Consider the following 24,023-nt stretch of genomic DNA (forward strand, 5'->3'; position numbering starts at 1 on the left):
CACCCGAGGAGTACCCGCGATGACCGACACCGTGCAGGAACCCGTGGCGGAGGAGACCTTCCCCTACTCCCGCCAGTGCCCGTTCACCCCGCCCGAGCAGTACCGGGAGATGGTCGAGAAAGGCGTCACCCAGGTGACTCTCGCCCAGTCCGGTCTGCGGGTGTGGGCGGTGACGGGGTACGAGAACATCCGCCGCCTGCTCACCGACCCACGCGCCAGCGCCTCCCGGAAGCATGACAACTTCCCCTTCTACTTCGTCCCCCCGCCGCAGGCCAGGACAGAGACCTCGTTCATCGGGTACGACCCGCCGGAGCACGGCCGGGCGCGGCAGAAGGTCGCGGCCGCGTTCACGTACCAGCGGGTGCAGAAGCTGCTTCCCCGGATCCAGCAACTCGTCGACGAACACATCGACCGGCTGCTGGCCCTGCCTCCGCCGGTGGACTTCCACCGCCTGTTCTCACTCTCCCTGCCGACCACCGTGATCTGCGAGATGCTCGGGATGCCGCAGGGCGACCACGACTTCATCATCGAGCACAGCAACAACATGTTCGGCGGCCACAGCACCCCCCAGCAACGGCAGGACGCGATCGTCGAGGTCAACGCGTATGTCGAGCGGTTGGTGGCGGAACGCGAGAAGAAGCCGGGCGACGACCTGGCCAGCACGGTGATCGAGCAGTTCCGCAAGGCCGGCGACTACACCCGCCGGGACGCGGTCAACATGATCCGCATGCTGATGAACGGCGGTCACGAGACCACCGCGAGCATGCTCTCCCTGGGCACCGCCTGCCTCCTGGAGAACCCCGACCAGCTGGCGGAGCTGCTGGCCTCCCCCGAGACCCTGATCGAACCGGCCACGGAAGAACTCCTGCGCATGGTGACGATCGGCGACATCGGGGTGCCGAGGGTGGCCCTGGAGGACATCGAGATCGCGGGGACGGTGATCCCGGCGGGGGACGGCATCCTGTGCCTGCTGCTGACCGCCAACCGGGACGAGGAGATCTTCCCCGATCCGGAGCGCCTGGTCCTGAGCCGCGGGAGCCGGAAGCAGGTCGGCTTCGGGCACGGTGCGCATCTGTGCATCGGCGCGGAACTCGCCCGGCTGGAGATGCGCGTCGTCTGGACGACGCTGTTCCGCCGTATACCCACCCTGCGGCTGGACCGGCCGCTGGAGGACATCCCCCGCAAGGAGGGCGCGATCGTGTACGGCGTCCACGAACTGCCCGTCACCTGGGAGGTGTGACGCGGTGAGGACGGAGGACACCTACGGATCCGGGCTCGCCGAGCTCTACGAACTGATCTACGCCGGCCGGGGCAAGGACTACCCGGCCGAGTCGGCCGCCGTCACCGACCTGGTGCGTTCCCGGATGCCGGGGGCGTCCTCGCTGCTGGACATCGCCTGCGGGACCGGAGGCCATCTGGCCTTCTTCCGGGAGCACTTCGACGGGGTCGAGGGACTGGAACTCTCCGAGCACATGATCGCCAGGGCCGCGACCGCGCTCCCGGGGGTGCCGGTGAACCAGGGCGACATGCGGGACTTTGATCTCGACCGCTCCTTCGACGCGGCGGTGTGCATGTTCAGTTCCATCGGCTACCTGGAGTCGCCGGACGAGCTGGACCGTACGCTCAAGAGCATCGTGCGCCATCTGAACCCGGGAGGTGTCGTGGTGATCGAGCCCTGGTACTTCCCCGAGGCGTTCCTGCCGGGCTACATCGCGGAGGACGTCATCAGGACCGACGAGCGGGTCACCGTCCGGGTGTCCCACTCCGCCAGGGACGGCGACCACGTACCGATCGTCGTGCACTACATCGATGCCCGGAAGGACGCCGGCATCGGACACTTCACGGACGTCCACCGGATGTCTCTCTTCACCAGGGAGCAGTACGAGGCGGCCTTCCGGCGGGCGGGCTGCGCGGTGGAGTACGTCGCGGGCGGCCTGTTCGGCTGCGGGCTGTTCGTGGGCGTCCTCACCTGACCCGCGTCGCGGTGGCGCGGGGCCCGGATCCACCGGGTTCCGCCGCGCGGACCCGCGCCCGGGAGCGGGTGACATCCGGTCAGGCAGGCCCGGTCGTACGACGTTCGGTCTCGGCCGTCTCCCACATGTCCCGCAGAGACCGCGCCAGCCCGATCCGGGGCTGCCAGTGGAGCAGCTCGCCGGCGAGCCGGATGTCGGCCCGGGTCCAGGAACCGCCGAGGCTCCCCACCTCCTGGCGGCGCGCGTCGAGCCTGCTGAGCGGAAATCCCGCGCCGGCGACGAAGAGCCGGACCAGTTCGTCCATGCTGACCGCCCGTCCACCGCCGATGTTGAAGACCTTCCCCGTCACGGGGCTCCCGACCGCGGCGACGACCGCCGCCGCCGCGTCCCGGACGTCCACGAAGTCGCGTCCGGAATCGGTCACGCTCACCGTCATCCGCCGGCCCGAGGCCACCGCCTCGCGGAGCATCCCGACCAACTTTCCCGGGAAGCTCGCCGGCGAAGGATGCGGCCCGCTGACATTCGCCAGGCGGAGTACGAGTCCGTCGACCTCACCGCGGCGGGCCGCCTCCAGAACCGTCCGCGAGCCGGCGAGCTTGGTCCGCGTGTAGGCGGAGGCCGGACGGGGAGGCAGCTCTTCGTGCATCACCGTGCCCCGGGGGACGTCACCGTACTCGTGGAGGGTGCCGACGTGGACGAGGCGCGAGCCCCGCGGAAGCGCGGACATCGCCGCGACGAGACGGCGCACGAGGTCCACGTTCAGGACGGCCATCTCTTCCTCGCTCCCGGACCAGCCGTCCGTGGCGTTGGCCGCGTCGGTCGCGTTGACGACCGTACCCACGCCCTCGGCGCGCAGCATCCGTGCGAGGTGGCCCGCCGGGGTGGTCCGCAGATCCAGCGCGGCGAACCGGTGGGCCGCGACATGGGGGGCGGGCCGGCGGGCCACGACGAGCACGTCGTGACCCCGCCGTGCCAGGGCGGCGCACACATGGCGGCCGATCCAGCCCGTGCCGCCGAGGACGGCCACCGCGGGCCGGGCCGGCGGCCCGGCCCGTAACTCTCGCCGTGTCATGGTGCTTTCCCCTTCGGTGCGGGGTCGCCGGGGCGACGCCGGTCACGCGATCGGCTGCCCGGGAGAGCTGAGGGCCGGTCGGGGGAGTCCGTCGGCCCGCGGGACGGGACACCTGCCTCAGGAGGCGGCCCTGGCCTTGCCCACGAGGTTCTCCAGGACGGTGACCACCTCGGCGGGCGAGGGCTGGAGTGCGATGTGCTCCTGGACGGCGCGTGCCTGCCTGCCGTACCGCGCGTCGTCGAGCAGTGCCCGGCAGGACTCCCTGAGGGCCTCAGGGGTGAGCTCCGCCGGCGGCAGCCGGACGACCGCGCCGAACTCGGCGAGCCGACCGATCGCGTCGAGGGGTTTGCCTCGGCCGGGGACGACCACCTGGGGCAGTCCCTGGGCCAGGCACGCCATCATCGTGCCGGGTCCGCCGTGGTGGACGACGGCGTCGCAGCTGGGCAGAACGGAGGTGAGGGAGAGCCAGCCGACGCCGACGACGGAGTCGGGCAGCGGCCCCAGAGCGTCCACGAGGTGATCGGCCACGGCCACCACCAGTTCCACCGGCAGTTCCGCCACCGCCCGCACGAACTGGGCGAGCATCGGGATGCCGCCGATCTGCGGCTGCACGGAGCCGAGCGTGACGAGGATCCGGGGCAGCGACCGTCCGCCGAGCACCCAGTCGGGCACGAGGCCCGGCTCGCCGTAGGGCACGTACCGCAGCGCCTGGGCGTCGCCGGCCTGGCCGAGCATCGGCGGGCAATTGTCGAGGACCAGGTCGGGCCGCGGCACGTCGTCGAGGCCGAACCGGTCCAGCAACGGCGCGAGTTCCTCCGCCACCCACGGGCCGACCGGGAGGTCTCCGGGCCCGACCGTGTGCTTGACCCAGGGAACGCCGTGCGCGGAGGCGGCCACCGCGGCGGCCGCGTACGCGTACGACTCCGCGACGACGAGGTCCGGTTTCCAACGGCCGACCAGGTCGTGCGTGCCGTCGAGCGTGCGCGCGGCCAGGCGTCCGAAGCCGGCACCGATGCCCGCCGCCATGTCCGCGTCCGCGTCGGGCACCGCGACCGGTCGGCCGTGCCGGTCCTTGGCCATGACCTCGCCCATGTCGAGCGGGCCGCAGACCGCCGCCATGGGCAGGCCCGATCCTCGTACGGCCGGCTCGAAGCTCGCCGGGGCCGCCACGAGTACCTCGTGCCCGACCGAGCGGAGTGCCCAGGCCAGCGGGACGATCGGGTAGTAAAGGGGATGCGCGGGACCCGTGGTCAGCAGAATTTTCATGACCGGAAACTACGTAACGGACCCGGAATCCGACTCGAATCCGGCTGGTGCGCCAGGCTCCGCGCCGGGCGTTCCGGGCGTCCGGCAGACCGCGGTCAGCTCCGCCTCGATCTCCAGGCACCGGCCGTAACGCGGCAGCAGCCCCTGTGTGGCGGCCTCGGCCAGGCTGGGTGCCACCCGGTCCCGTTCCGAAACCAGCGGTTCGATGCCGTCCGGCAGCGGGAGCTTCAGGTCGGGGTCGAAGAACGAGAGGGCCAGTTCGTTCTCCGGCACGTAACTGCCGGAGAGCGTGTACGACATGACCGTGTCGTCGTGCAGGGCGACATACGCGTGGCCCACCCCCACGGGAAGATAGACGGCCCGGAAATCCTCCTGGTCGAGCAGCACGCTGTCCCAGGTGCCGAAGGTGGGTGAGCCGACCCTGAGGTCCACCACGAGGTCGAGTGCCTTGCCCTGGGCGCAGTAGACGTACTTCGCCACTCCGGGCGGGGTCGCGGTGAAGTGCACCCCCCGGACGACGCCCAGCCGGGACCGGCTGACGCTGACCTGGGACACGGGGAACAGCGGACGTCCGCCGGCCTGGACGAACGCGGCCTTCTGGAAGGGTGAGACGAAGAACCCGCGGGAGTCCCTGAACACCTCCGGAGTGAATTCGAGGGCGCCGGTGACCGTCAGCTCGCGCGATTTCATTCGCCCACTCCTTGTGTGCTGTTCCGGGCCGTGCGAGGGCCGCCTCGGTGCGGTCCGAGCGGACTCTGCGGCAGTCGCCTCGAATCCGCCTGGAAGGCGGCTGGGCGGCGGCGCGGCGGAACGGCCCGGGCCCGACGCGCGGATCGAGGTCAACAACTGACCGCGATGCGGACTACCGTGCCCCCGAAACACGACCGCTCTCCGGCCGACTCCCCCGGGCCCGTGCGGGGCGGCCGGATCTCGCGGGCAGACGAAGGGACACGATGACCGCCACGCTCACCCTCCGGGATCTGAACCGGGCCACCCTGCGACGGCAGTTACTGACCGAGCGCTCGGAGAACCTGTCGGCCGTTCAGGTGATCGAGCATCTGGTCGGATTGCAGGCGCAGGACCCCGATCCCCCCTACATCGGGCTGTGGAGCCGTATCGCGGGCTTCCGTCTCGACGATCTCACCCGGTCGCTGAGCGACCGCGAGGTGGTCCGCGCCACCCTCTTCCGGGGGACGCAGCACCTGCTCGCCGCCCAGGACTACCTGTGGCTGCGTCCGCTGCTCCAGCCCATGCTGGACCGCTGGCAGAAGGGCGGATTCGGGAGGTTCACGAAGGGGCTGGACCTCACCGAGCTGGCGGACTTCGCGCGGGAACTCCTCCGCGACGCGGAGTTGACCCGGCCCGAACTGGGCCGGGCGCTGACCGAGAGATGGCCGGGGCGCGACCCGGTCGCCCTGGCCCGCTCGGTGCAGGGCCTGTTGCAGATCGTGCACCCGCCGCCGAACGGCACCTGGGGACGGCACGGCACCACGCCCTTCGCGCTCGCCGACCGGTATCTCGCGCAGACGGGAGGAGCCGGGCCGCGGGAACGGACGGGGGCGGCAGGGGAGTCCGGGGCGCGGAGACCGCCGGCCCAGGAACTCCTCCTGCGTTACCTTGCGGCGTTCGGGCCGGCCAGTGTCCGGGACGTCCAGGCCTGGAGCGGGATGACCCGGCTGGCCGAGGTGGCCGACGCGCTGAGGCCGCGCCTGCGGGTGTTCCGCACGGAGACGGGTACCGAACTGTTCGACCTTCCGGACGCACCCCTGCCGGCCCCGGACACACCGGTTCCGGTCCGCTTCCTCGCCGCGCTCGACAACGTCGTCCTCGGCCACGCGGACCGCTCCCGCATGATGGCCGACGACCGCCGCAAGCACGTCATCGTCGAGGCCGCGCTGCTGGTGGACGGCTTCGTGGAGGGGCTCTGGAACATCAAGCAGCAGAAGGGGGTGGCCACCCTGACGGTCAGACTCTTCAAGCCCCTGTCCGGGAGCGACGAGGACGCGGTGGCCGAGGAGGGGACCCGGTTGCTGCGGTTCGCGGCCGAGAGGGCGGCGACCCACCGGCTCCGGTTCACCCCGGTCGAAGGGGACGGCTGACGGGATCCGCGGGCGCCGCACGGGCGCCTGGTCACCGGAGGCGGGGCGGGGCGGGTCATCGCTCCGCGCCTTCCCGCGCAATCGCCATGACATAGCGGCCGTAGGGTGACTTGGCCAGTCCGGCGCCGAGCCGGTGGCACTGGTCGCGGTCGATGAACCCCATCCGTAGGGCGACTTCCTCGATGCAGGCGATGCGGATTCCCTGGCGTTCCTCCAGCGTGACCACGTACTGGCCGGCCTGGAGCAGCGACTCCGGAGTTCCGGTGTCCAGCCAGGCGAATCCCCGTCCCAGATTGACGAGCCGGGCGCGGCCGCGCTCCAGATACCAACGGTTCACATCCGTGATCTCCAGCTCTCCCCGGGCGGACGGCCGCACGTTCTTCGCCACGTCCACCACCGCGTTGTCGTAGAAGTAGAGGCCGGTGATCGCGGTGTGGGAGCGCGGCCTGTCGGGCTTCTCCTCCAGCGAGACGAGATTCCCCCTTCCGTCGGTCTCGCCGACGCCGTACCGCTCGGGGTCGTTCACCGGATAGCCGAAGAGAACACAGCCCTGAATATCGACACTGTTCCTCGACAGGATGGAATAGAAGTCGTGGCCGTGGAAGATATTGTCCCCCAGAATCAGCGCGACCGAGTCGTCCCCGATGTGGTCGGCGCCGATGACGAACGCCTCCGGCAGCCCCCTGGGTTCGGCCTGCACCCGGTACTCGATCGCCAGCCCGAGGTGTGAGCCGTCGCCCAGCAGCCTACGGAACTGCGGGAGATCCCGAGGTGTCGAAATGATCAGGATTTCCCGGATTCCGGCCAGCATGAGAACGCTCAGCGGATAGTAGATCATGGGTTTGTCGCCCACCGGGAGCAGCTGCTTGGAGACGGCCAGAGTGATCGGGTGGAGCCGGGTTCCGGCGCCACCCGCCAGGATGATCCCCTTCACGAGGTGTCCCCACTTCCAGAGTCGTAACGCGTCGAACGCACACGCCGAATAAGTCATGCGGGATTCGAGCGCGAGTCGACACGGACTCAAATCCCACCGCCGGAGAAGAATTCATCTCGAGCCTCCTTCGAGTCGACTTCTAGCACTTATTCGTAACGTGCCGCCATGACAACCTGCCGTATCTGCCGGGGCCCGGTACAGGAATTCTTCGACTTCGGGAGCCAGCCTCTCTCGGACGCGTTCCGGAGGCCCGACGACACTTCGACGGAATTCTTCTACCGACTGGCTGTCGGCGTGTGCGAGCAGTGCACGATGGTGCAGCTCCTGGAGGAGGTGCCCCGGGAGCGGATGTTCCGGGAGGACTACCCGTACCACTCCTCGCTTTCGTCCGTGATGCGGAACCACTTCGAACAGACGGCCCGGCACCTGATGGCGACGGAGTGCCAGGGTCCCGATCCGTTCATCGTGGAGATCGGCTGCAACGACGGGGCGATGCTCCGGACCGTCGCGCGGAACGGCGTACGGCACCTGGGCGTCGAGCCGTCCCGCGACGTCGCCGAACTGGCCGCCGCCAAGGGCATCCGGGTCCACGTCGACTTCTTCCAGGAGTCGACGGCGGCGGAGATCCGGGCGGCCGACGGTCCGGCCGACGTCATCTACGCGGCCAACACGATCTGCCACATCCCGTACCTGGACTCTGTCTTCCGGGGGGTGGACACCCTTCTCGCGCCGGACGGGGTGTTCGTCTTCGAGGACCCGTACCTCGGCGACATCGTCGAGCGGGCCAGCTTCGACCAGATCTACGACGAGCACTTCTACCTGTTCTCGGCCTCCTCGGTCCGGGCGGCGGCGCGGCGGTTCGGACTCGAACTGGTCGGCGTGGAGCGGCTCCCCGTGCACGGCGGCGAGGTCCGCTACACCCTGGTGCGGCAGGGCAGGCGCGAACCGCGTCCTGAGGTCGCGGCCCTGATCGAGGACGAGCGGCACCGCCAGATCGTCGACAGCACGATCCTCGAACGGTTCGGCATGCAGGTGAAGCGGAACTGCGAGGAGCTGACCGGACTCCTGCGCGAAGTGCGCGCCGCCGGGCACAGCGTCGCCGCCTACGGGGCGACCGCGAAGAGCGCCACGGTGATGAACTACGCCGGGATCGGCCCGGATCTCGTCCCGAGGATCTTCGACTCCACGGCCGCCAAGCAGGGCCGCCTCAGCCCCGGTTCCCACGTCCCGATCCGGCCCATCGAGGAATTCGCGGAGCCGTACCCGGACTACGTGCTCCTCTTCGCCTGGAACCACGCCCAGGAGATCATCGCCAAGGAGAGCGCCTTCCGGGAACAGGGCGGCAAGTGGATCCTGTACGTCCCGGACGTGCGCGTCGTCTGAGGCCTCCTCCCGTGAGACCTTCCCGACAACTGCCGCACCAGCCCTCGCCGTTGCTCACGGCCCCCGCGGAACGGCACCCCCGTCGCTTACCTCCGCGACGCGGGCCCGCTCCACATCGAGCACAACCCGACCGGCTCGCAGCTGACCTTCCACCCGCCCCGGCCGGACGTTGGCGCACGCCGGTCCTCGGTACGAGAAGTGATCTCCGGCTGCTGCCGGACGGGCCATTGCCCCTGAGCTACTGCGCGCCCGGCAGCAGCGTCCCTGGTTCGGCCGGGGGTACCCCCGCGGCCTCTGTTCTCGGACTGCGCCGCTGCCGCCTGGCCAGCCGGTGGGCGAACCAGGAGAGCAGCATGCACATCCCGATGTAGATCGGCGAGATCACCATCACCACAGGGATGAACGGCAAATCGTAGTCGAGATTCGACGCGATGAGCTTTCCCGCGTGGAGAAACTCCTCATACGTGATCAGATAGCCCAGCGAGGTGTCCTTGAGCGCGACCACCAACTGGCTGACGATCGTGGGGAGCATGGCCCGTGCCGCCTGCGGCACCAGCACGTAGCTCATGACCTGGGTCTTGCGCATGCCCAGCCCGTACGCGGCCTCCCGCTGCCCGCGCTCGACCGAGTTGACTCCGGTACGGAACACCTCGGCGAGCACGGATCCGTTGTAGAAGGTCAGTCCGGCCACCAGCGCGGGCAGGGCCTGCACCCGCAGCGCCACGAAGATGAAGAAGATCATCACCAGGACGGGCATGGCCCGGAAGAATTCGACGAGCAGAGTGGCGAGCCACCGGACCGGCCGGTGCGCGGAGAGCCGCCCGGCGGCCAGCACGACACCGAGCGCGAGCGAGAGCACGGCCGCGAGGGCGAACGCCTTGAGGGTGTTGGCCAGGCCGCGCAGCAGGAGTTCCTGAATCCCCTTGTACTGGAAGGGAGTCCACTTGACGGCGGTGAACTGCCCGGAGTCCAGCAGGAGGAACAGCAGCCAGCAGACGACCCCCACGAGCGCGGCGGTCGACACCACCGCGTACACGCCGTGCCGCCGCCGGGTGCCGGGGCCCGGAAGGTCGTAGAGGACGGTCGACTCGCTCACCGGGCGATCCCCCAGCGCTTCTCCATCACGCCGAAGAGGGCGCTGAGGGACAGGGTGATGATCAAGTAGCCGACGGCGATCCAGACGAAGGTCCAGACGATGCTGAACCCCCGCTCGTTGAGGGTCCGGTAGGTGCCGAGCAGTTCGGTGACGCTGAACGCGCCCGCGATCGCGGAGTTCTTCGCGAGGGCGATCAGGGTGGAGCCGACCGGCGGGATGACGGTACGGAACGCCTGCGGCAGCACCACGTACGCCAGGGTCTGGGGGAAGGTCATCCCGAGGCTGCGGGCGGCCTCCCCCTGGCCCTTGGGCACGGTGTTGATGCCGGAGCGCACCACCTCGCAGATGAAGGCCGAGGTGTAGCAGCCGAGCGCGAGGACCGCGAACAGCCGGAAGGGCAGGACCAGTCCAAAGCGCGGCAGCCCGAGCAGGACCGCGAAGAAGAGGAGGGTCAGCGGGGTGTTGCGCAGGACGTTCACCCAGGTCGCGCCGACGGCCCGCAGGGCCCGTACGGGAGCGACCCGGAAGGCCGCCATGAGCAGCCCCACGGACAGCGCGATCAGCGACGCGTAGAACGTCAGCTCGACCGTGCCGAGGAAGCCCTCGCGGTAGAGGGGGAAGTTCTGGGTCAGTACGTCCATGGCCGGCCTCAGCTCGCCGGGTAGCGGTCGACGGGCGGGGCGGAGGTCGCGGGGCGGCCGGAGAGGCCCAGGGTGGCGTCGTACGCCTTCTGCCAGTCGCCGTTCTCCCGGTGGGCCTCGACGGCGTCGTCGAGCGCCAGGCGCAGGGCGTGGTCGCCGCGCGGGACGCCGATGCCGTACGGCTCCTCGGAGAAGGTCTCGCCGACCACCTTCAGCTCGTCGGGGACCTTGGCGGCGAAGCCCTGGAGGATGGTGTCGTCGGTGGTGACGGCGTCCACCTGGAAGGTCAGCAGATTGTCCACACAGACGGAGTAGGCGTCGTACGCGACGAGTTCCGCGCGCGGGTGGTCCCGCTGGATCCGCTGGTACGGGGTGGACCCGGCGGCCGAGCAGACCCGTTTGCCCGCCAGGTCGCCGGGGCCCTTGATGTCCTTCTCGTCCGCGCCGACGAGGAGGGACTGGCCCGCGAGGTAGTACGGGCCGGCGAAGCCGACGAGCTTCTTGCGCTTGTCGTTGATGGTGTAGGTGCCAACGTAGTAGTCGATCTGCCCGTTCTGGAGGGCGGTTTCGCGGTTGGCCGAGGCGATCGTACGGAAGCTGACGGTCCGCGGCGCGAAGCCGAGGGACGCGGACATCATCCGGGCGATCTCGATGTCGAAGCCGGAGTAGACGCCGGTGGCGGGGTCCTTCTCGCCCAGGTACGGCTGGTCCTCCTTGGCCCCCACGACCAGGTGGCCGCGCCGCTTCGCCTTCTTCCAGGTGGCCGAGTCGGGGAGCCGGAAGGCGGCGTCCACGGCGTACCGGGGCAGGGCCTCCACCCGGGGTCCCTTCACCGGCGGGCTGCCGTCCTTGCCGCAGCCCGCGCCGAGCGCGGCGGCGAGCAGGACGAGCGCCGCAGCTGTGGACGTGCGCGCCGTACGCGGCGTTCTGCCGGGCATCACGGTCCGCACTCACCCCCTCTCGACCGGTCGAGGTCAGCGCAAACTATCCAGCCGGACAAGGGACTTCACGGCCGACACGCTAAAATCGGGCATAAGCCGTATTTACTACACAGGGGCGATTTGCCGCACAGACGCGTGGGTACGGGTGTACGCGCACGGGCAGTGCCGCGCGGGCAGCCCCTGGCGGCCGTGCTCTCCCCCAGCCCAGGGGCCGTCGGCGCCTCAGACCTCCTGGGCCTCCGCGTACACCTGGGACAGCTCGGGCGCGCCCGTGCCGGCCCACTCGACGCCCGCCTCCACGACCCGGATCTCCCGGCCCGACGCGAGCCGGACGACGGGGTGCCCGTCGGGCCAGATGTTCCAGACGGCGCCGGGGATCGTACGGACGATGACCGTGCCCAGGTAGAGGCCCGCGTCGTTGCCCAGCCAGGGCAGCTCCTCCGGGTCGTCGCGCCAGCGCGGCGGCAGCTGGTCGAGGGCCTCCAACGACGCCGGGGAGTCGTCCAGTTCGAGCCCGCTCTGCCCTGCCCGGACGCGCAGCAGCTCGCATTCGGAGAGCAGCTCGGCGACACCGGCCGACTCCCCGGCGGCGGAGGCGGACGGCGAACCGGGGGTGTCGCCGCGCCGCTCGCGCCAGTTGTCCAAGAAAGGGATGTTCATACTGCTCAGCCTGCCATTCCCCCGGCCGGGTCACCATAGGGCGCGGCCGGGCGCCGGGGTGGGTCCCGCACGGTGAGACCGCTCCCGAAGCCGGATGGTTGCTCAGAGGTCGAGGTCCACCACGACCGGGGCGTGGTCGGAGGCACCCTTGCCCTTGCGGGCCTCACGGTCGACGTAGCTGTCCTTGACGGCCGTGGCGAACGGCCCGTTCCCGTACACCAGGTCGATCCGCATGCCCCGGTTCTTGGGGAAGCCCAACTCCCGGTAGTCCCAGTAGGTGAACGGATGGTGGTACTTGAGCGGGCGGGGCACCACGTCCGTCAGCCCCTCGGCCAGCAGCGCGGCGAGCGCGGCCCGCTCCTCCGGGGTGACATGGGTGGCGCCGTCGAACAACGACCGGTCCCAGACGTCGTCGTCGGTCGGGGCGACGTTGAAGTCACCGAGCACGGCGAAGGGCCGCTCCCCCGCCGCGTCCTCCCGCACCGCCGCGCCCAGCGCGTCGAACCAGCGCAGCTTGTACGCGAAGTGGTCGTGCCCGACCTCGCGGCCGTTGGGCACGTACACCGACCAGAGGCGCACGGGACCGCACAGCGCGGAGACGGCGCGCGGCTCCCGCACGCCCTCGTACTCGGGCCCGCCGGGCAGGCCCTTGACGACGTCCTCCAGGCCCACGCGGGAGAGCAGCGCCACCCCGTTCCACCTGCCGGTCGCGTGGACCGCCGACTCGTACCCCAGCTCCTTCAGCTGCTCGGAGGGGAACTGCTCCTCCGTGCACTTGGTCTCCTGGACGCACAACACGTCCGTCCCGCTGCTCTCCAGCCAGGCCAGCAGGCGGGGCAGCCGGGCAGTGATCGAATTGACGTTCCAGGTCGCGATGCGCATGCTCCCCAGCCTATCGGCGGGGTACGACAGTCACCGGCTGCCCGGCCCCGGACGGCGGTCCCCGCTGCCTCAGACGTCCGCCGAGTCGCCCGGCGCCAGCCTGCTGTGGTCCGTACCGCCGAGGGACCCGAGGAGGCTCCCGTAGAGGCCCAGGCCGGTCTCGGCGAGCAGCACGTCATGGACGTCGTACGCGCGCACCGGCTTGACCTCGCGGAGGTAGTCGATCACCTCGGAGACCTTGCTCCAGGGCGCGTGGAGAGGCAGGAGCAGGGTGTCGACGGGCTGGTCGGGCACGGTCAGCGCGTCGCCCGGGTGGAAGAGGGAGCCGTCCACGAGATAGCCCACGTTGGTGACGCGCGGGAGGTCGGGGTGGATCACGGCGTGCAGTTCGCCGTGGACCCGGACGTCGAACCCGGCCACCGTGAGGGCGTCGCCGTGGCCCACGGTGTGGACGCGGCCGGGGAAGGCCGCGGAGATCTGGTCGGCGACGCTGCGCGGCGCCCACAGCTCGGCGCCCGGGTTGGCCTCCAGGCCGGCCCGCAGCCGGTCCTCCGCGAAGTGGTCGGGGTGTTCGTGCGTGACGAACAGGGCGTCCGCGCCGACCGCCGCGTCCGCCTCGGTGAACATGCCGGGGTCGATGACCAGCGTCCGCCCGTCCTTCTCCAGCCGGACGCAGGCATGTGTCTTCTTGGTGAGCTTCACCGCGGACCACCTCTCCCTCTGAGCGCTGCGGACTGAGCGTTACGGGGCCGGTCCCGCCCGCGTCCCGTGCCGCCCCGGTCCCATCCTCCTACGCCTGGGGGCGGGTCTCCTCCTGGATCACGGTCGCGGCGACGCGGAAGGCGGAGTTCGCGGCGGGGACACCGCAGTAGACGGCCGTCTGCATCAGCACTTCCTTGATCTCGGCCGGGGTGAGGCCGTTGCGCAGGGCCGCGCGGGTGTGGAAGGCCAGCTCCTCCAGGTGGCCGCCCGCCACCAGCGCCGTCAGGGTCACCGCGCTGCGGGTCCTGCGGTCCAGGCCGTCCCTGGTCCACACCTCGCCCCAGGCGTAGCGAGTGATCAGCTCCTGGAAGTCGCCGGCGAAGTCGTCGGCGCCTGACATGGCCCGGTCGACGTGCGCGTTGCCCAGGACCTCACGGCGTACCCGCATGCCCGGCCCGTACGGGTCGGGGCGGGCCGGTCCCGGGGGACCCGCCACGGCCCGCGGCTGCTCGGCGGGGGCGATCTCGGCCACCGGGCCGACGGTCGGGGAGACGGCGGGAGCGACGGCCCGGTCGGGCAGCACGGTCAGTCCGGTGGCCGTGTCGGAGGGGTTGAACCAGGCCGTGGAGAAGTGGTGGACGAGCAGGTCCGTGACGGCGGCGGGCTGCTCGACGGGCGCCAGGTGCGAGGCGCCGGGCACCAGGGCGAGCCGGGCGTCCGGTATGCCGGCCACCAGCGTGCGCGCCTCGGCGGGCCCGGTGACCTGATCCTCCGCGCCGACCAGGACCAGGGTGGGGACGCTGATACGGCCCAGCTCGGCGCGGATGTCGAAGGCGGCGAGCGCCTCGCAGGCGGCGATGTAACACCCCGGGTCGGTGGTACGGACCATCTGGACGGCCCACTCGACGATGGCCGGCTGCGCGGCGGCGAAGCCGGGCGTGAACCAGCGCTCGGGCGCGGTACGGGCCATCGGGTCGAGCCCGTTGGCGCGGACGATCACCCCCCGCTGGCGGAACTCGTCGGCGCTGCCGAACCGGGGCGAGGCGGCCACCACGGCGAGGGACGCGATCCGGTCGGGGCGCCGCAGCGCCAGCTCGGCCCCGATGGCCCCGCCGACGGAACACCCCGCGTACCCGAAGCGCTGCACCCCGAGCGCGTCGAGCGTGGCCAGCAACCGCTGCGCGAGCTCGGGAACACTGGTGGCGGGGTGCGCGGGCGCCCCCCCGTGCCCCGGCAGGTCAAACCGAACCACCCGCCAACTCCGCGCCAACTCGGGCACCTGCCGGTCCCACATGTGCCATGTAGTACCGAGCGACGGGCCGAGGACCAGGGTGGGGGCGTCCTCGGGGCCGTCCGTGCGGTACTGGAGAGTCTTGGCAATCATCGTCTCGCTCACGCCCTGCACGGTCTCACATCCCGCGGATCACGCGGATGGCCGGTGGGGCGGCCGCCGTGCCCGTGGACTCGTTGTGTGAAAAACTTGCGTAGGAGGTAGGCGCATGCTTCGTGCATGGGATCGTGACCGCGTCCTGGCCGCGCTGCTGCTCGCCTTCATCGGTCTGATCGCCTTTCTCCAGCTGGCGGTGGATCCGGGGCTCTTCCCGTGGGCCGGGTATTCGGTTCTCGCCGAGCTGATCGCCAGTGCTCTCCTGCCTCTTCGGCTGACCTTCGTGGTCGGGGTGGCCGATCTGGGGGCGGTGGCCGGTGTCTATGGGGCCGGGGTTCAAGGGGTCGCCACGCGGGATCGCTTCATCACCGTTCTCGCGGTGTTCCTCGCGTTTGTCGTCAGCCTGATCGTCTGCCACCTGCGTGAGAAACGGGACAGACGCCTCAGGAACCTGACGATCTCCAGAGCCCGATTGCGACTGCTCAGCGAGGCCGGGCGCCGGGTCGGAAGCACGTTGGACGTGTCCCGTACGGCCGAGGAACTGGCCGATGTCGCCGTGGCGGAGTTCGCCGACCTGGCCCGGGTGGACCTGGTCGCCACCCGGGAACCCTTCGCGGCGCCCACGACCGGCGCGCAGCGGGTCTACCCGGCCGCGTCGCGGGCCGGGCCGTCGGCCGGACCGGCGGACGGGTCTTCGGTCGGGCCGTTCGCCGGGCCGTCGGTCGCGGCGTCGGCGGGGTCTTCGGTCGGGGCGTTCGCCGGATCCTCGGCCGGCCGCCCATCGGCCGGCCCCTCCGCCGGGTTTTCGGCCGGGCGGGGAGATCCGTCGGGGGCCGGCGAGCCGATGACGTACCCGGAGTCGTCCGGGCCTGCCTCCTGTCTGGCCACCGGGCGCTCCGTCCTCAGCCAGGATCCCGCGACCAACGCGGCCTGGTTCGCCCCGGCCGCGGACCACCCGGCGGAGGAAGGGGCCGCGGGGCCGACCTCCGCCATGGCCATCGCCCTGCGTGCCCGGCGCGGCACCCTGGGTGTGGTCCTCTTCGGCCGCCTCGGCACCCGTCCGCCCTTCGACGAGGACGACGTCCTCCTCGCCGAGGAGATCGCCTCGCGCGCCGCCGTCTGCGTCGACAACGCGCGCCGCTACACCCGCGAGCGGGAGACCGCCCTCGCCCTGCAACGCAGCCTCCTGCCGCAGGAGACGCCGCGCCTCATGGCCGTGGAGACCCACTCCCGCTACCTGCCCGCCGACTCCGCCGCCGGGGTGGGGGGCGACTGGTTCGACGTCATCCCGCTGTCGGGGGCCCGGGTCGCGCTGATCGTCGGGGACGTCGCGGGGCACGGCATCCATGCCTCGGCCACCATGGGGCGCCTGCGCACCGCCGTGCGGACCCTCGCCGACATCGAGCTGACCCCCGACGAACTCCTCACCCGCCTCGACGGCATCGTGCTGCACCAGACGACCGGCGTGCGCAACCAGATCCCGGACACGGACCTCAGCGCCACCTGCCTCTACGCCGTCTACGACCCCGTGACCTGCGAGTGCACCGTGGCCCGGGCGGGACACGCGCCGCCCGTGGTGCGCTACCCCGACGGAACCGTCGGCCTCCTGGACGCCCCGGCCGGACCGCCGCTCGGCGTCGGAGGGCTGCCCTTCGAGTCGGCCACGGCGCGCGTCCCGGCGGGCAGCCTCGTCGTGCTGTACACCGACGGTCTGATCGAGTCGTACGACCACGACATCGACGAGGGCCTGGACCTCCTCCGCGCGGCCCTGCGCGGCACGAACCCCTCGATGAGCGACGCGGCCGACCACATCCTCCGTTCGCTGCTCCCCGACCCGCCGAGGGACGACGTGGCGCTGCTCATCGCCCGTACCGCCGCACTGGGTGCCGACCGGGTCGCGGAGTGGCAACTGCCCAGCGCCCCCGCCGCGGTGGCGCAGGCGCGCAGGTACGCCACCGACCGGCTCACCGCCTGGGGCATGAGCGAGGACGTGGAGTTCGCCGCGGAACTCATCGTGAGCGAACTCGTCACCAACGCCGTCCGGTACGCCACCGGTCCCGTCTCCCTCCGTCTGATCAACGGGGACAGCCTCATCTGCGAGGTCTCGGACGGCAGCAACACCTCCCCCCATCTGCGGCTGGCCTCGGCGCTCGACGAGGGCGGCCGGGGACTGTTCCTGATCGCCAGGACCAGCCGGCGCTGGGGGACCCGCCGGACGAGCGCGGGAAAGACCATCTGGGCCGAACTGGGCGTCTCCTGAACCGCGGCCCCCAGGGCGTGTCCCCCTCGTGACGCCCCCTCCGGGTCACGCGTTGCGGTGGGTCCTCCGTGGTGCCGCCGGTCTGTCCCATTGGTCGCCCAGGACCAGCAGCGGATCGAACATGACGATGACGGCCGCCAGGAGCAGGAAGACCACGGGCCCCAGGAGCATCGGGAGGATGAACGAGGCCGGGAAGTCGGAGCCCGACGAGTTCGCGGCGCTCTGGACGTGTACGGTCACCGCCGCCATGCCGATGTAGTGCATTCCGGTGACGGCGATCCCCATGACGACGCTCGCGCCCAGGCTCGCGAAGAAGCCGTGGATGGAGACGGCCGCCCACAGCGCGGCGGTCGCCGCGACCACGGCGACGACGATGGAGGCGGCGACCGTCGGAGCGGCGTACTCCAGATGACCGGCCAGCCGGATCCCGGCCGTGCCCGTGTAGTGCATCGCCGCGACCCCCAGCCCCGTGACCGTGCCCGCGAGGGTGAGGGTCCACCGGCTCGCGCCCCGGTAGCCGACGACGAAGACGCCGATGCCCACCATCACGATCGCCACGAAGAGGCTGAGGAGCGTCAGGGTTCCGTCGTAACTGATCGGTGTCTCTTCGACGTTGAAGCCGATCATGGCGATGAAGTGCATGGTCCAGATACCGGAACCGATGGCTCCGGCCCCCAGGGCCAGCCAGCCGGCCTTCCAGGAATGTTCGGCCCGCAGCGAGCGTGTGGTGCAGCGCAGGCCGAGGGCCGCGCCGAGACAGGCCATGAGGTAGGCAGCGATGGGGGTGATGAGTCCGTAGTGGAAACCGTCGACGGTGCCGCGCATCAGTAGGACGACCTTTGGTTCAGGAAGTGGGTACTGGGGCGTGGGGGGCGACGTGATTATGGGGTGCGCGGCGGGGGTGCGGACCGATTCGTACGGTCTCGTCTTCTTAACGAAGTTGGCCGGGAACAGTCGTCGGCGGTGGCCGGAAGTCTCGGGTACGGAGCTGACGCGGCGTCACCCGTCCTATCGTGGGCCGATGCGCGCGCACCCCATCGACCGCCCGGCCGATCTCGACACCGTCCGTGAGTCCTACGACCAGGTGGCCGACAACTACGCCCACATGGTGCTGACGACGGGAATCGGCGACATACGCAAGCACCCCTGGCTCAAGGCCTCGATCGACGCCTTCGCCGACTCGGTGAGCGGGCTCGGGCCCGTCCTGGACGTCGGCTGCGGGCCCGGAACCGTGACGGGCTATCTCGCCGAACGCGGGCTCGACGTCTCCGGGGTCGACCTCTCCCCGCGCATGATCGAGAACGCGCGCCGCCTCTACCCGCACTGCCGCTTCGACGTCGCCTCCGCCACCGAACTCGACCTCGGCGAAGCGTCCCTGGGCGGTGTGCTCGGGTGGTGGTCACTGTTCAACCTGCCCCGCGACGTCCTCCCCCAGGTTTTCGCCCACTTCGCCCGCGCCCTGAAGCCGGGCGGCCACTTCATCACCGCGACCCACGTCGGCGACGAGGACGCGCCGCGTACCGAGGCCTACGGAGGCGTACCGGTGCGCTGGACCACCCACAAGTGGCGCCCGGAACAGCTCGTGGCCCTGATCGAACAGGCCGGCCTCGACCCGGTCGCCGAACTCCGCCTCCCCGCCGACGAGCACACGGGCCCGGGCGTGGTCGTCATGGCCAGGCGCCCCCTTCCCGCCCCGCACGCCGACGCGGCCGCCCCTCCGGCGTCCAGGGACATCACGTCCGCCGCTCACCTTCCTCCACGACAGGGCGCAGGCGGCTGAGCAGGTCGCGGCGGCCCGTGGCGGTCAGGCCCAGTGAAGTGGCGAGGTCGAGGTCGATCTTGCCGGTGAGGAGGCCGAGGACCGCGCGGGGTGGCCCTTCGAGGGTGAGGTCGGGGTCGGTGGCACGGCCGAGCCGGGTGTGGACGCGGCCGTCGCGCAGTTCGATGACGGCGAGTTCGCCGTCCGCGACGAGCTGGATGTCCGCGGGCGGACCGTCCGGGTCCGCGTCGGTGGTGAACCACGCCGGGGCATAGGCCAGCCATTGCGCCTGGAACGCGTCGTCGGGGCGTTCGTCGGTCATGAACCGCAGCCCCCACAGCCCGATCGCCCTGAGCACCGGCTGGAGCGCCAGACCGGTCTCGCTCAGGTGGTAGAGGGCGGTGGCGACCGGCGGCGGCGCGTCCTCGCGGGCGATCAGCCCCGCCGCTTCCAGTTCCTTGAGGCGGGTGGACAGCAGGTTCGTCGCGATGCCCGGCAGGCCGTTCTTGACGTCCGTGAACCGGCACGGGCCCTGTAGCAGCAGCTCCCGGACGATCAGCAGCGTCCAGCGGTCCCCGATGACGTCGAGACCCCGGGCTATCGAGCAGTACTGGCCATAACTCCGCATGTGCCCAGGGTACGGCAGAACGGCAGAACCTAAAGCGAGTGGCGGATAAAGTAAACCAACCAGGTATAGCTTTAAAGCATGACTCGTTCGCCGTCCAAACCGCTCGTGCTCGTGGCGCTGCTCCTCGCCGCGTTCGTGATCAACCTCGACACCACCCTGGTCAACGTGGCGCTGCCGACCCTCACGCGCGAGCTGGGCGCCACCGACTCCCAGCTGCAATGGGTCGTGGACGCCTACAACCTCGTCTTCGCCGCCCTGCTGCTGACCTCGGGAAGCCTGTCGGACCGCTTCGGCCGCAAGGGCATGCTCATGACCGGTCTGCTGGTGTTCGGGGTCGCCAGCTTCGTCGGCGGGTACGCCACCACCCCCGAGGAGCTGATCGCGGCCCGCGCCGTCATGGGGCTGGGCGCCGCGATGACCTTCCCCGCCACCCTCGCGCTGCTCACCGGGGTCTTCACCAGCCGCAAGGAACGGGCCCTGTCCATCGGCCTGTGGGGCGCGACCGCAGGGGTCGCCATCGCGCTGGGGCCGATCGTGGGCGGCTTCCTCCTGGAGCACTACAGCTGGGGCAGCATCTTCTACACCCTCGGCCCGGTCTCCCTGGCCGTCATCATCCTGGTCGCGCTGTACGTACCCCGGTCGAAGAGCCAGGTCGCGCACCGCCTCGACTACCTCGGCCTGGTCCTGTCCGCCGGCTTCATGGGCCTGCTCGTCTACACCATCATCGAAGCCCCCACCCGCGGCTGGACCTCGTCGGCCACCCTCGCCGGCTTCGCCGGGTCCGTGGTGCTCCTGGCCGTGTTCATCCTGGGCGAGCGCCACATCGCGCAGCCCATGCTCGACGTACGGCTCTTCAAGGACATGCGCTTCACCGCCGCCAGCGTCTCCGTCACCATCTCCTTCTTCACCCTATTCGGATTCATCTTCCTGATCACGCAGTACTTCCAGTTCATCCGCACCTACAGCCCGCTGTCCACGGGCGTCCACCTGCTGCCCGTCGCCGCCGCCGTCGCCCTCGGATCGACCTTCGGAACGCGCCTGGCGGTCCGCGTCGGCACCAAGGTGATCGTCACGGCCGGGCTCGCCCTCCAGGCGGCCTTCTACTTCTGGGTCGCCAGTGACATCTCCCCGACCCTCAGTTACGGGATCATCGCCGGCCAGATGGTCGTCTTCGGCCTCGGCATGGGCCTGACCTCCGCCCCCGCCACCGAATCGATCATGGGAGCGGTCGCCGGGGACCAGGCCGGCGTCGGATCCGCCGTCAACGACTCCACCCGCCTCCTCGGCGGCACCCTCGGCGTCGCCGTCATCGGCAGCGTCTACGCCACCCAGTACGACTCCCGGCTCAACACCACCCTCCCCGCCTCGCTGCCCTCCGGACCGAGCGACCTCGCCCACCAGTCCGTGGGAGGCGCGTTCGGCGTCGCCGACCAGCTCGCCGCCCACGGGCAGGCCGCCCTGGGCGCAGCCGTACGACACGCCGCCACCGGAGCCTTCGACCACGGCCTGACCACCGGCTGCCTCGTCGCCGCCTACGTCGCCGTCGCCGGCGCCCTCCTCGCCGGCGTCTTCCTCCCCGCCCAGCCCGCCCCGCCTCAAGGGGACCTCTCCGGCGCCGGCGCGCGCCCCGGGGGATCAGGAACAACCATGTAGGGAACGAGGTGACGGTGCGTCCTCCCCCGCCGAAACGGACGCCCGCTCCACCACCTCCGCGTCCCCCGTCAGGATCCGAGGAGAGAGAACCATGAAGACATTGGTGGTAGGTGCCGGCGCCGTCGGCGGCTATGTCGGAGCCCAGCTGCTCCGGGCAGGGCGGGACGCGGATCTCCTGGTACGCCCCCACCGGGCCGGCCAGCTCCGCGAGCGCGGCCTGCGCGTCCTCGACGGCGACCGGACCGAGGTGGTCGGCGCGACACCGGTGACCGCCGACGCCCTGACAGAGCCGTACGACCTGGTGCTGCTCTCGGTGAAGCCGGACGCGCTGTCCGCCGCCATGGACGACATCGCCCCGGCGATCGGCCCCGGCACCGCGCTGGTCCCCTTCCTCAACGGCATCACCCATGTGGAGGTGCTCACCCGGCGTTTCGGTACGGCGGTGCTCGGCGGCACCCTCAGAGTCGCCACCGATATGGGCCCCGACGGGGACATCCGCCAGTACGCGCCCGGCGGGCAGATCGAGATCGGCGAACTCGACGGCGGTACGAGCAGCAGGGCGGACGCGGTGGCCGCGACCCTGAGCGTCCCGGACTTCACCGTCACCGTGACCGCCGACATCATCGGCGCGATGTGGGCGAAGTGGGTCATGATCGCCACCGTCGGAGCGATCACCTCGCTGGCCCGGGGCGGTGTCGGAGACGTCGTCGCCGTCACCGGGGGGACGGAGTTCGCGACCGCGACCCTCGACGAGGCGGCCTCGGTCGCCGCCGCGGCCGGCCACGGGCTGGACGAGGCGGCCCACAGCGCGCTCCGCGGCCTGGTCACGGCCGCCGGATCCCCCATGACGTCGTCCCTGTCCCGCGAACTGGCCGCCGGCCGGCCGACCGAGGTGGAGAACGTCCTCGGCGACCTCGTCCGGCGGGGCCGCGACGCCGGAGTCCCCGTACCCCGTCTGGAAGCAGCCGCCCTGGCGCTGCGCGCCCACAACCGGCGGCACGCGGCGGGGAGCTGATGCCGGGGCACGCGGCGGCGAGCTGATCCCGGAGGTCAGGAGGGCTGCTGCGCGAAGTCCTTCGTACGGATCGTGAAGAACGAGACCACGCCGGAGGCGAGGGCGATGATCCCGCCGACGAGAAGAAGCTCGTTGAGGCCCGACGTGAAGGCCGCCGCGGCGAGGTGTTCGACCGGGCCCCGGACGGCGGCCGGGAGGGCGTCGACCGTCTGGGTGACCGTGCCGGACTGGACGGCGGTGGAGATACGGGAGCCGATGTCGCCGACGCCGTGGATCGCGGCGATGTGGTCGGTCACATAGGACTTGATCTTGCTGGAGAACAGCGTGCCCAGCAGCGCGATGCCGGTGGCGATGCCGATCTGGCGGAACGTCGAGTTGATGCCCGACGCCATGCCCGCGCGCGCCGGCTGGACCACACCGACGGCGGTCGACGCCAGCGGTGGATTGACCAGGCCCAGACCCGCGCCGGACATGAGCATGCCGGGGATGAGATGGGTCCACCCGCTCGACGCGTCCAGCCCCCGCATCCACAGCAGCCCGCCGCCGATCAGCAGCAGGCCGGGGCCGATCAGCCACTTCACCGGCATCCGGGAGGAGAGCCGTCCCGACACCGTGGACATCACCAGGATGCCGACCGAGATCAGCAACAGCCGCACACCGGCCCCCAGGGCGCTGAACCCGAGGATGTCCTGGAGGTAGAGCACCAGGTAGAGCAGCATCGACAGGAGGGAGGCGCTGAGGCCGAAGGCCGCCACCAGGCCGCCGGTGAAGGTCGGCTTGCGGAAGAGGGCCAGGTCGAACATCGCCTCGGAGACGCGCAGCTCGACCACCACGAACGCGGTCATGAGCACCACCGACGCCGCCAGGCACGCGATGACCACGGGGTCGGAGAACGAGTCGTGGCTGGACTGGATGAGCGCGTACACCAGGCTCGACAGGGCGGCGGTGAACAGGACGAAGCCCGGCCAGTCGGGGTGGCGGGCCTCCGGATTGCGGGAGTCGGCGACCTTGAGCACGGTGATCGCGACGGCGATCACCCCGATCGGCAGGTTGACGTAGAAGATCCACTCCCAGGACAGGCCGGTGGTGAGCACCCCGCCGAGCAGCGGCCCGATCGCCACGGCGAGTCCGGTGATGGTGCCCCAGATCCCGAAGGCGACCCCCCGGTCCTTGCCCCGGAACGCGTCCGCGAGCAGCGCCAGAGAGACCGAGAACATGATGGAACCGCCGATGCCCTGGAGCCCCCGGGACAGTTGCAGCATCAGGGAACTGTTCGAGAGTCCGCACAGCAGCGAGGCGAGGCAGAAGACCGCCAGACCGATCACGTAGAGCTTCTTGCGGCCGTACATGTCGGCGAGACTGCCCGCCGTGAGCAGCAGGGCGGCCAGCGTGAGGGAGTACGCGTCGACGACCCACTGGAGGTCGGAGAAGCTGGCGTGCAGCGACCGCTGGATGTCGGGCAGCGCCACGTTCACGATGGTGATGTCCAGCAGCAGCATGAAGGTGCCGAGGCAGACGGCGGTCAGCGTCCACCACTTGTTCTGCGCGGGCGGGGTGTGCGCGGCCCGGGGGGCGGGGTGGGATCCGCCCGGTTCGGGGGCCTCGGGTTCGGCATCAGGCATGCTCACTCCTCGTCCACGGCCTGAGGGGCGTACCGGTCCCACCGACTATC

Annotated in this window: 22 protein-coding genes; 8 read left to right on the forward strand and 14 right to left on the reverse strand. The window is 70.9% G+C overall.

From position 1 onward, the window contains the following. The first annotated feature begins 19 nt into the window (after window positions 1-19). Window positions 20-1,240 (forward strand): cytochrome P450, encoded by a 1,221-nt coding sequence (locus ACIODU_RS10880; protein WP_401766354.1) that lies wholly within the window; start codon window positions 20-22, stop codon window positions 1,238-1,240. Between the two features lie 4 nt (window positions 1,241-1,244). Further along, entirely contained in the window at window positions 1,245-1,973 is a 729-nt protein-coding gene (locus tag ACIODU_RS10885) for a class I SAM-dependent methyltransferase (RefSeq protein WP_401766357.1), read from the forward strand. Between the two features lie 79 nt (window positions 1,974-2,052). Here the strand turns inward: ACIODU_RS10885 and ACIODU_RS10890 are convergent, their stop codons facing one another. The 3 genes from ACIODU_RS10890 to ACIODU_RS10900 form a co-directional block, all read right to left on the reverse strand. After that, window positions 2,053-3,045: an NAD-dependent epimerase/dehydratase family protein gene (locus ACIODU_RS10890; RefSeq protein WP_401766360.1), complete on the reverse strand. Its 993-nt coding sequence runs from the start codon at window positions 3,043-3,045 to the stop codon at window positions 2,053-2,055. A 117-nt stretch (window positions 3,046-3,162) separates the two neighbouring features. After that, entirely contained in the window at window positions 3,163-4,311 is a 1,149-nt protein-coding gene (locus ACIODU_RS10895; RefSeq protein ID WP_401766363.1) for a nucleotide disphospho-sugar-binding domain-containing protein, read from the reverse strand. 9 nt (window positions 4,312-4,320) lie between these two features. Then, window positions 4,321-5,001: a dTDP-4-dehydrorhamnose 3,5-epimerase family protein gene (locus tag ACIODU_RS10900; RefSeq protein ID WP_401766366.1), complete on the reverse strand. Its 681-nt coding sequence runs from the start codon at window positions 4,999-5,001 to the stop codon at window positions 4,321-4,323. A gap of 263 nt (window positions 5,002-5,264) precedes the next feature. Between ACIODU_RS10900 and ACIODU_RS10905 the strand changes: the two genes are divergently transcribed. Beyond that, a complete protein-coding gene (locus tag ACIODU_RS10905) occupies window positions 5,265-6,410 on the forward strand; it encodes a winged helix DNA-binding domain-containing protein (RefSeq protein ID WP_401766369.1) in 1,146 nt (381 codons plus the stop codon). 55 nt (window positions 6,411-6,465) lie between these two features. Here ACIODU_RS10905 and rfbA read toward each other — a convergent pair whose 3' ends face one another. Beyond that, the gene (gene rfbA / locus ACIODU_RS10910) at window positions 6,466-7,344 is read right to left on the reverse strand and encodes a glucose-1-phosphate thymidylyltransferase RfbA (protein WP_401766757.1); all 879 of its coding nucleotides are present in this window, start codon (window positions 7,342-7,344) and stop codon (window positions 6,466-6,468) included. 165 nt (window positions 7,345-7,509) lie between these two features. Here rfbA and ACIODU_RS10915 point away from each other — a divergent pair, with 165 nt between their 5' ends. After that, window positions 7,510-8,727, forward strand: coding sequence for a methyltransferase domain-containing protein (locus tag ACIODU_RS10915; RefSeq protein WP_401766372.1), 1,218 nt, complete (start codon window positions 7,510-7,512; stop codon window positions 8,725-8,727). A 238-nt stretch (window positions 8,728-8,965) separates the two neighbouring features. On the opposite strand, the gene ACIODU_RS10920 is transcribed toward ACIODU_RS10915, so the two are convergent. From ACIODU_RS10920 to pcaC, 7 genes are all read right to left on the reverse strand, one after another. Then, window positions 8,966-9,823, reverse strand: a complete 858-nt coding sequence (locus ACIODU_RS10920; RefSeq protein WP_356422098.1) for an amino acid ABC transporter permease — start codon at window positions 9,821-9,823, stop codon at window positions 8,966-8,968. After that, complete coding sequence (locus ACIODU_RS10925; protein WP_401766374.1) at window positions 9,820-10,464, reverse strand: amino acid ABC transporter permease; 645 nt, start codon at window positions 10,462-10,464, stop codon at window positions 9,820-9,822. The genes ACIODU_RS10920 and ACIODU_RS10925 overlap by 4 nt, the downstream gene beginning before the upstream one ends. Window positions 10,465-10,472: 8 nt before the next feature. Then, entirely contained in the window at window positions 10,473-11,402 is a 930-nt protein-coding gene (locus tag ACIODU_RS10930; RefSeq protein WP_356422104.1) for a glutamate ABC transporter substrate-binding protein, read from the reverse strand. A gap of 225 nt (window positions 11,403-11,627) precedes the next feature. Next, entirely contained in the window at window positions 11,628-12,065 is a 438-nt protein-coding gene (locus ACIODU_RS10935; RefSeq protein ID WP_401766377.1) for a DUF6278 family protein, read from the reverse strand. A gap of 102 nt (window positions 12,066-12,167) precedes the next feature. Continuing rightward, window positions 12,168-12,947, reverse strand: coding sequence for an exodeoxyribonuclease III (locus tag ACIODU_RS10940; protein WP_401766380.1), 780 nt, complete (start codon window positions 12,945-12,947; stop codon window positions 12,168-12,170). A 69-nt stretch (window positions 12,948-13,016) separates the two neighbouring features. After that, window positions 13,017-13,649 (reverse strand): MBL fold metallo-hydrolase, encoded by a 633-nt coding sequence (locus ACIODU_RS10945; protein ID WP_401766381.1) that lies wholly within the window; start codon window positions 13,647-13,649, stop codon window positions 13,017-13,019. 88 nt (window positions 13,650-13,737) lie between these two features. After that, window positions 13,738-15,045, reverse strand: coding sequence for a 4-carboxymuconolactone decarboxylase (gene pcaC / locus ACIODU_RS10950; RefSeq protein ID WP_356422115.1), 1,308 nt, complete (start codon window positions 15,043-15,045; stop codon window positions 13,738-13,740). Between the two features lie 103 nt (window positions 15,046-15,148). On the opposite strand from pcaC, the gene ACIODU_RS10955 reads away from it, so the two are divergent. Continuing rightward, window positions 15,149-17,296: a SpoIIE family protein phosphatase gene (locus ACIODU_RS10955; RefSeq protein WP_401766385.1), complete on the forward strand. Its 2,148-nt coding sequence runs from the start codon at window positions 15,149-15,151 to the stop codon at window positions 17,294-17,296. 45 nt (window positions 17,297-17,341) lie between these two features. Here the strand turns inward: ACIODU_RS10955 and ACIODU_RS10960 are convergent, their stop codons facing one another. Next, entirely contained in the window at window positions 17,342-18,121 is a 780-nt protein-coding gene (locus tag ACIODU_RS10960) for an MHYT domain-containing protein (RefSeq protein WP_401766388.1), read from the reverse strand. A 196-nt stretch (window positions 18,122-18,317) separates the two neighbouring features. Between ACIODU_RS10960 and ACIODU_RS10965 the strand changes: the two genes are divergently transcribed. Then, entirely contained in the window at window positions 18,318-19,076 is a 759-nt protein-coding gene (locus tag ACIODU_RS10965; RefSeq protein WP_356422124.1) for a methyltransferase domain-containing protein, read from the forward strand. Here the strand turns inward: ACIODU_RS10965 and ACIODU_RS10970 are convergent. Beyond that, window positions 19,030-19,683: a winged helix-turn-helix transcriptional regulator gene (locus tag ACIODU_RS10970; protein WP_401766391.1), complete on the reverse strand. Its 654-nt coding sequence runs from the start codon at window positions 19,681-19,683 to the stop codon at window positions 19,030-19,032. The two genes, ACIODU_RS10965 and ACIODU_RS10970, sit on opposite strands and share 47 nt — an antisense overlap. Window positions 19,684-19,761: 78 nt before the next feature. On the opposite strand from ACIODU_RS10970, the gene ACIODU_RS10975 reads away from it, so the two are divergent. Further along, the gene (locus ACIODU_RS10975) at window positions 19,762-21,336 is read left to right on the forward strand and encodes a DHA2 family efflux MFS transporter permease subunit (protein ID WP_401766396.1); all 1,575 of its coding nucleotides are present in this window, start codon (window positions 19,762-19,764) and stop codon (window positions 21,334-21,336) included. A gap of 91 nt (window positions 21,337-21,427) precedes the next feature. Then, on the forward strand, window positions 21,428-22,351 hold the full coding sequence (locus tag ACIODU_RS10980) for a ketopantoate reductase family protein (RefSeq protein ID WP_401766398.1): 924 nt from the start codon (window positions 21,428-21,430) through the stop codon (window positions 22,349-22,351). A 35-nt stretch (window positions 22,352-22,386) separates the two neighbouring features. Here the strand turns inward: ACIODU_RS10980 and ACIODU_RS10985 are convergent, their stop codons facing one another. Further along, complete coding sequence (locus ACIODU_RS10985; protein WP_401766401.1) at window positions 22,387-23,973, reverse strand: MFS transporter; 1,587 nt, start codon at window positions 23,971-23,973, stop codon at window positions 22,387-22,389. Window positions 23,974-24,023: the final 50 nt, after the last annotated feature.

Origin of the sequence: Streptomyces sp. NPDC088261, from assembly GCF_044740805.1 — a bacterium.
Classification (GTDB): Bacteria; Actinomycetota; Actinomycetes; order Streptomycetales; family Streptomycetaceae; genus Streptomyces.

Coding starts and splice junctions, on each gene's coding strand:
- ACIODU_RS10895 (WP_401766363.1), bottom strand. CDS start 4,311: ATGAAAATTCTGCTGACCACGGGTCCCGCGCATCCCCTTTACTACCCG.
- ACIODU_RS10940 (WP_401766380.1), bottom strand. CDS start 12,947: ATGCGCATCGCGACCTGGAACGTCAATTCGATCACTGCCCGGCTGCCC.
- ACIODU_RS10925 (WP_401766374.1), bottom strand. CDS start 10,464: ATGGACGTACTGACCCAGAACTTCCCCCTCTACCGCGAGGGCTTCCTC.
- ACIODU_RS10930 (WP_356422104.1), bottom strand. CDS start 11,402: ATGCCCGGCAGAACGCCGCGTACGGCGCGCACGTCCACAGCTGCGGCG.
- ACIODU_RS10905 (WP_401766369.1), top strand. CDS start 5,265: ATGACCGCCACGCTCACCCTCCGGGATCTGAACCGGGCCACCCTGCGA.
- ACIODU_RS10915 (WP_401766372.1), top strand. CDS start 7,510: ATGACAACCTGCCGTATCTGCCGGGGCCCGGTACAGGAATTCTTCGAC.
- ACIODU_RS10890 (WP_401766360.1), bottom strand. CDS start 3,045: ATGACACGGCGAGAGTTACGGGCCGGGCCGCCGGCCCGGCCCGCGGTG.
- ACIODU_RS10975 (WP_401766396.1), top strand. CDS start 19,762: ATGACTCGTTCGCCGTCCAAACCGCTCGTGCTCGTGGCGCTGCTCCTC.
- ACIODU_RS10880 (WP_401766354.1), top strand. CDS start 20: ATGACCGACACCGTGCAGGAACCCGTGGCGGAGGAGACCTTCCCCTAC.
- ACIODU_RS10965 (WP_356422124.1), top strand. CDS start 18,318: ATGCGCGCGCACCCCATCGACCGCCCGGCCGATCTCGACACCGTCCGT.
- ACIODU_RS10960 (WP_401766388.1), bottom strand. CDS start 18,121: ATGCGCGGCACCGTCGACGGTTTCCACTACGGACTCATCACCCCCATC.
- ACIODU_RS10935 (WP_401766377.1), bottom strand. CDS start 12,065: ATGAACATCCCTTTCTTGGACAACTGGCGCGAGCGGCGCGGCGACACC.
- ACIODU_RS10985 (WP_401766401.1), bottom strand. CDS start 23,973: ATGCCTGATGCCGAACCCGAGGCCCCCGAACCGGGCGGATCCCACCCC.
- ACIODU_RS10955 (WP_401766385.1), top strand. CDS start 15,149: ATGCTTCGTGCATGGGATCGTGACCGCGTCCTGGCCGCGCTGCTGCTC.
- ACIODU_RS10980 (WP_401766398.1), top strand. CDS start 21,428: ATGAAGACATTGGTGGTAGGTGCCGGCGCCGTCGGCGGCTATGTCGGA.
- ACIODU_RS10970 (WP_401766391.1), bottom strand. CDS start 19,683: ATGCGGAGTTATGGCCAGTACTGCTCGATAGCCCGGGGTCTCGACGTC.
- ACIODU_RS10900 (WP_401766366.1), bottom strand. CDS start 5,001: ATGAAATCGCGCGAGCTGACGGTCACCGGCGCCCTCGAATTCACTCCG.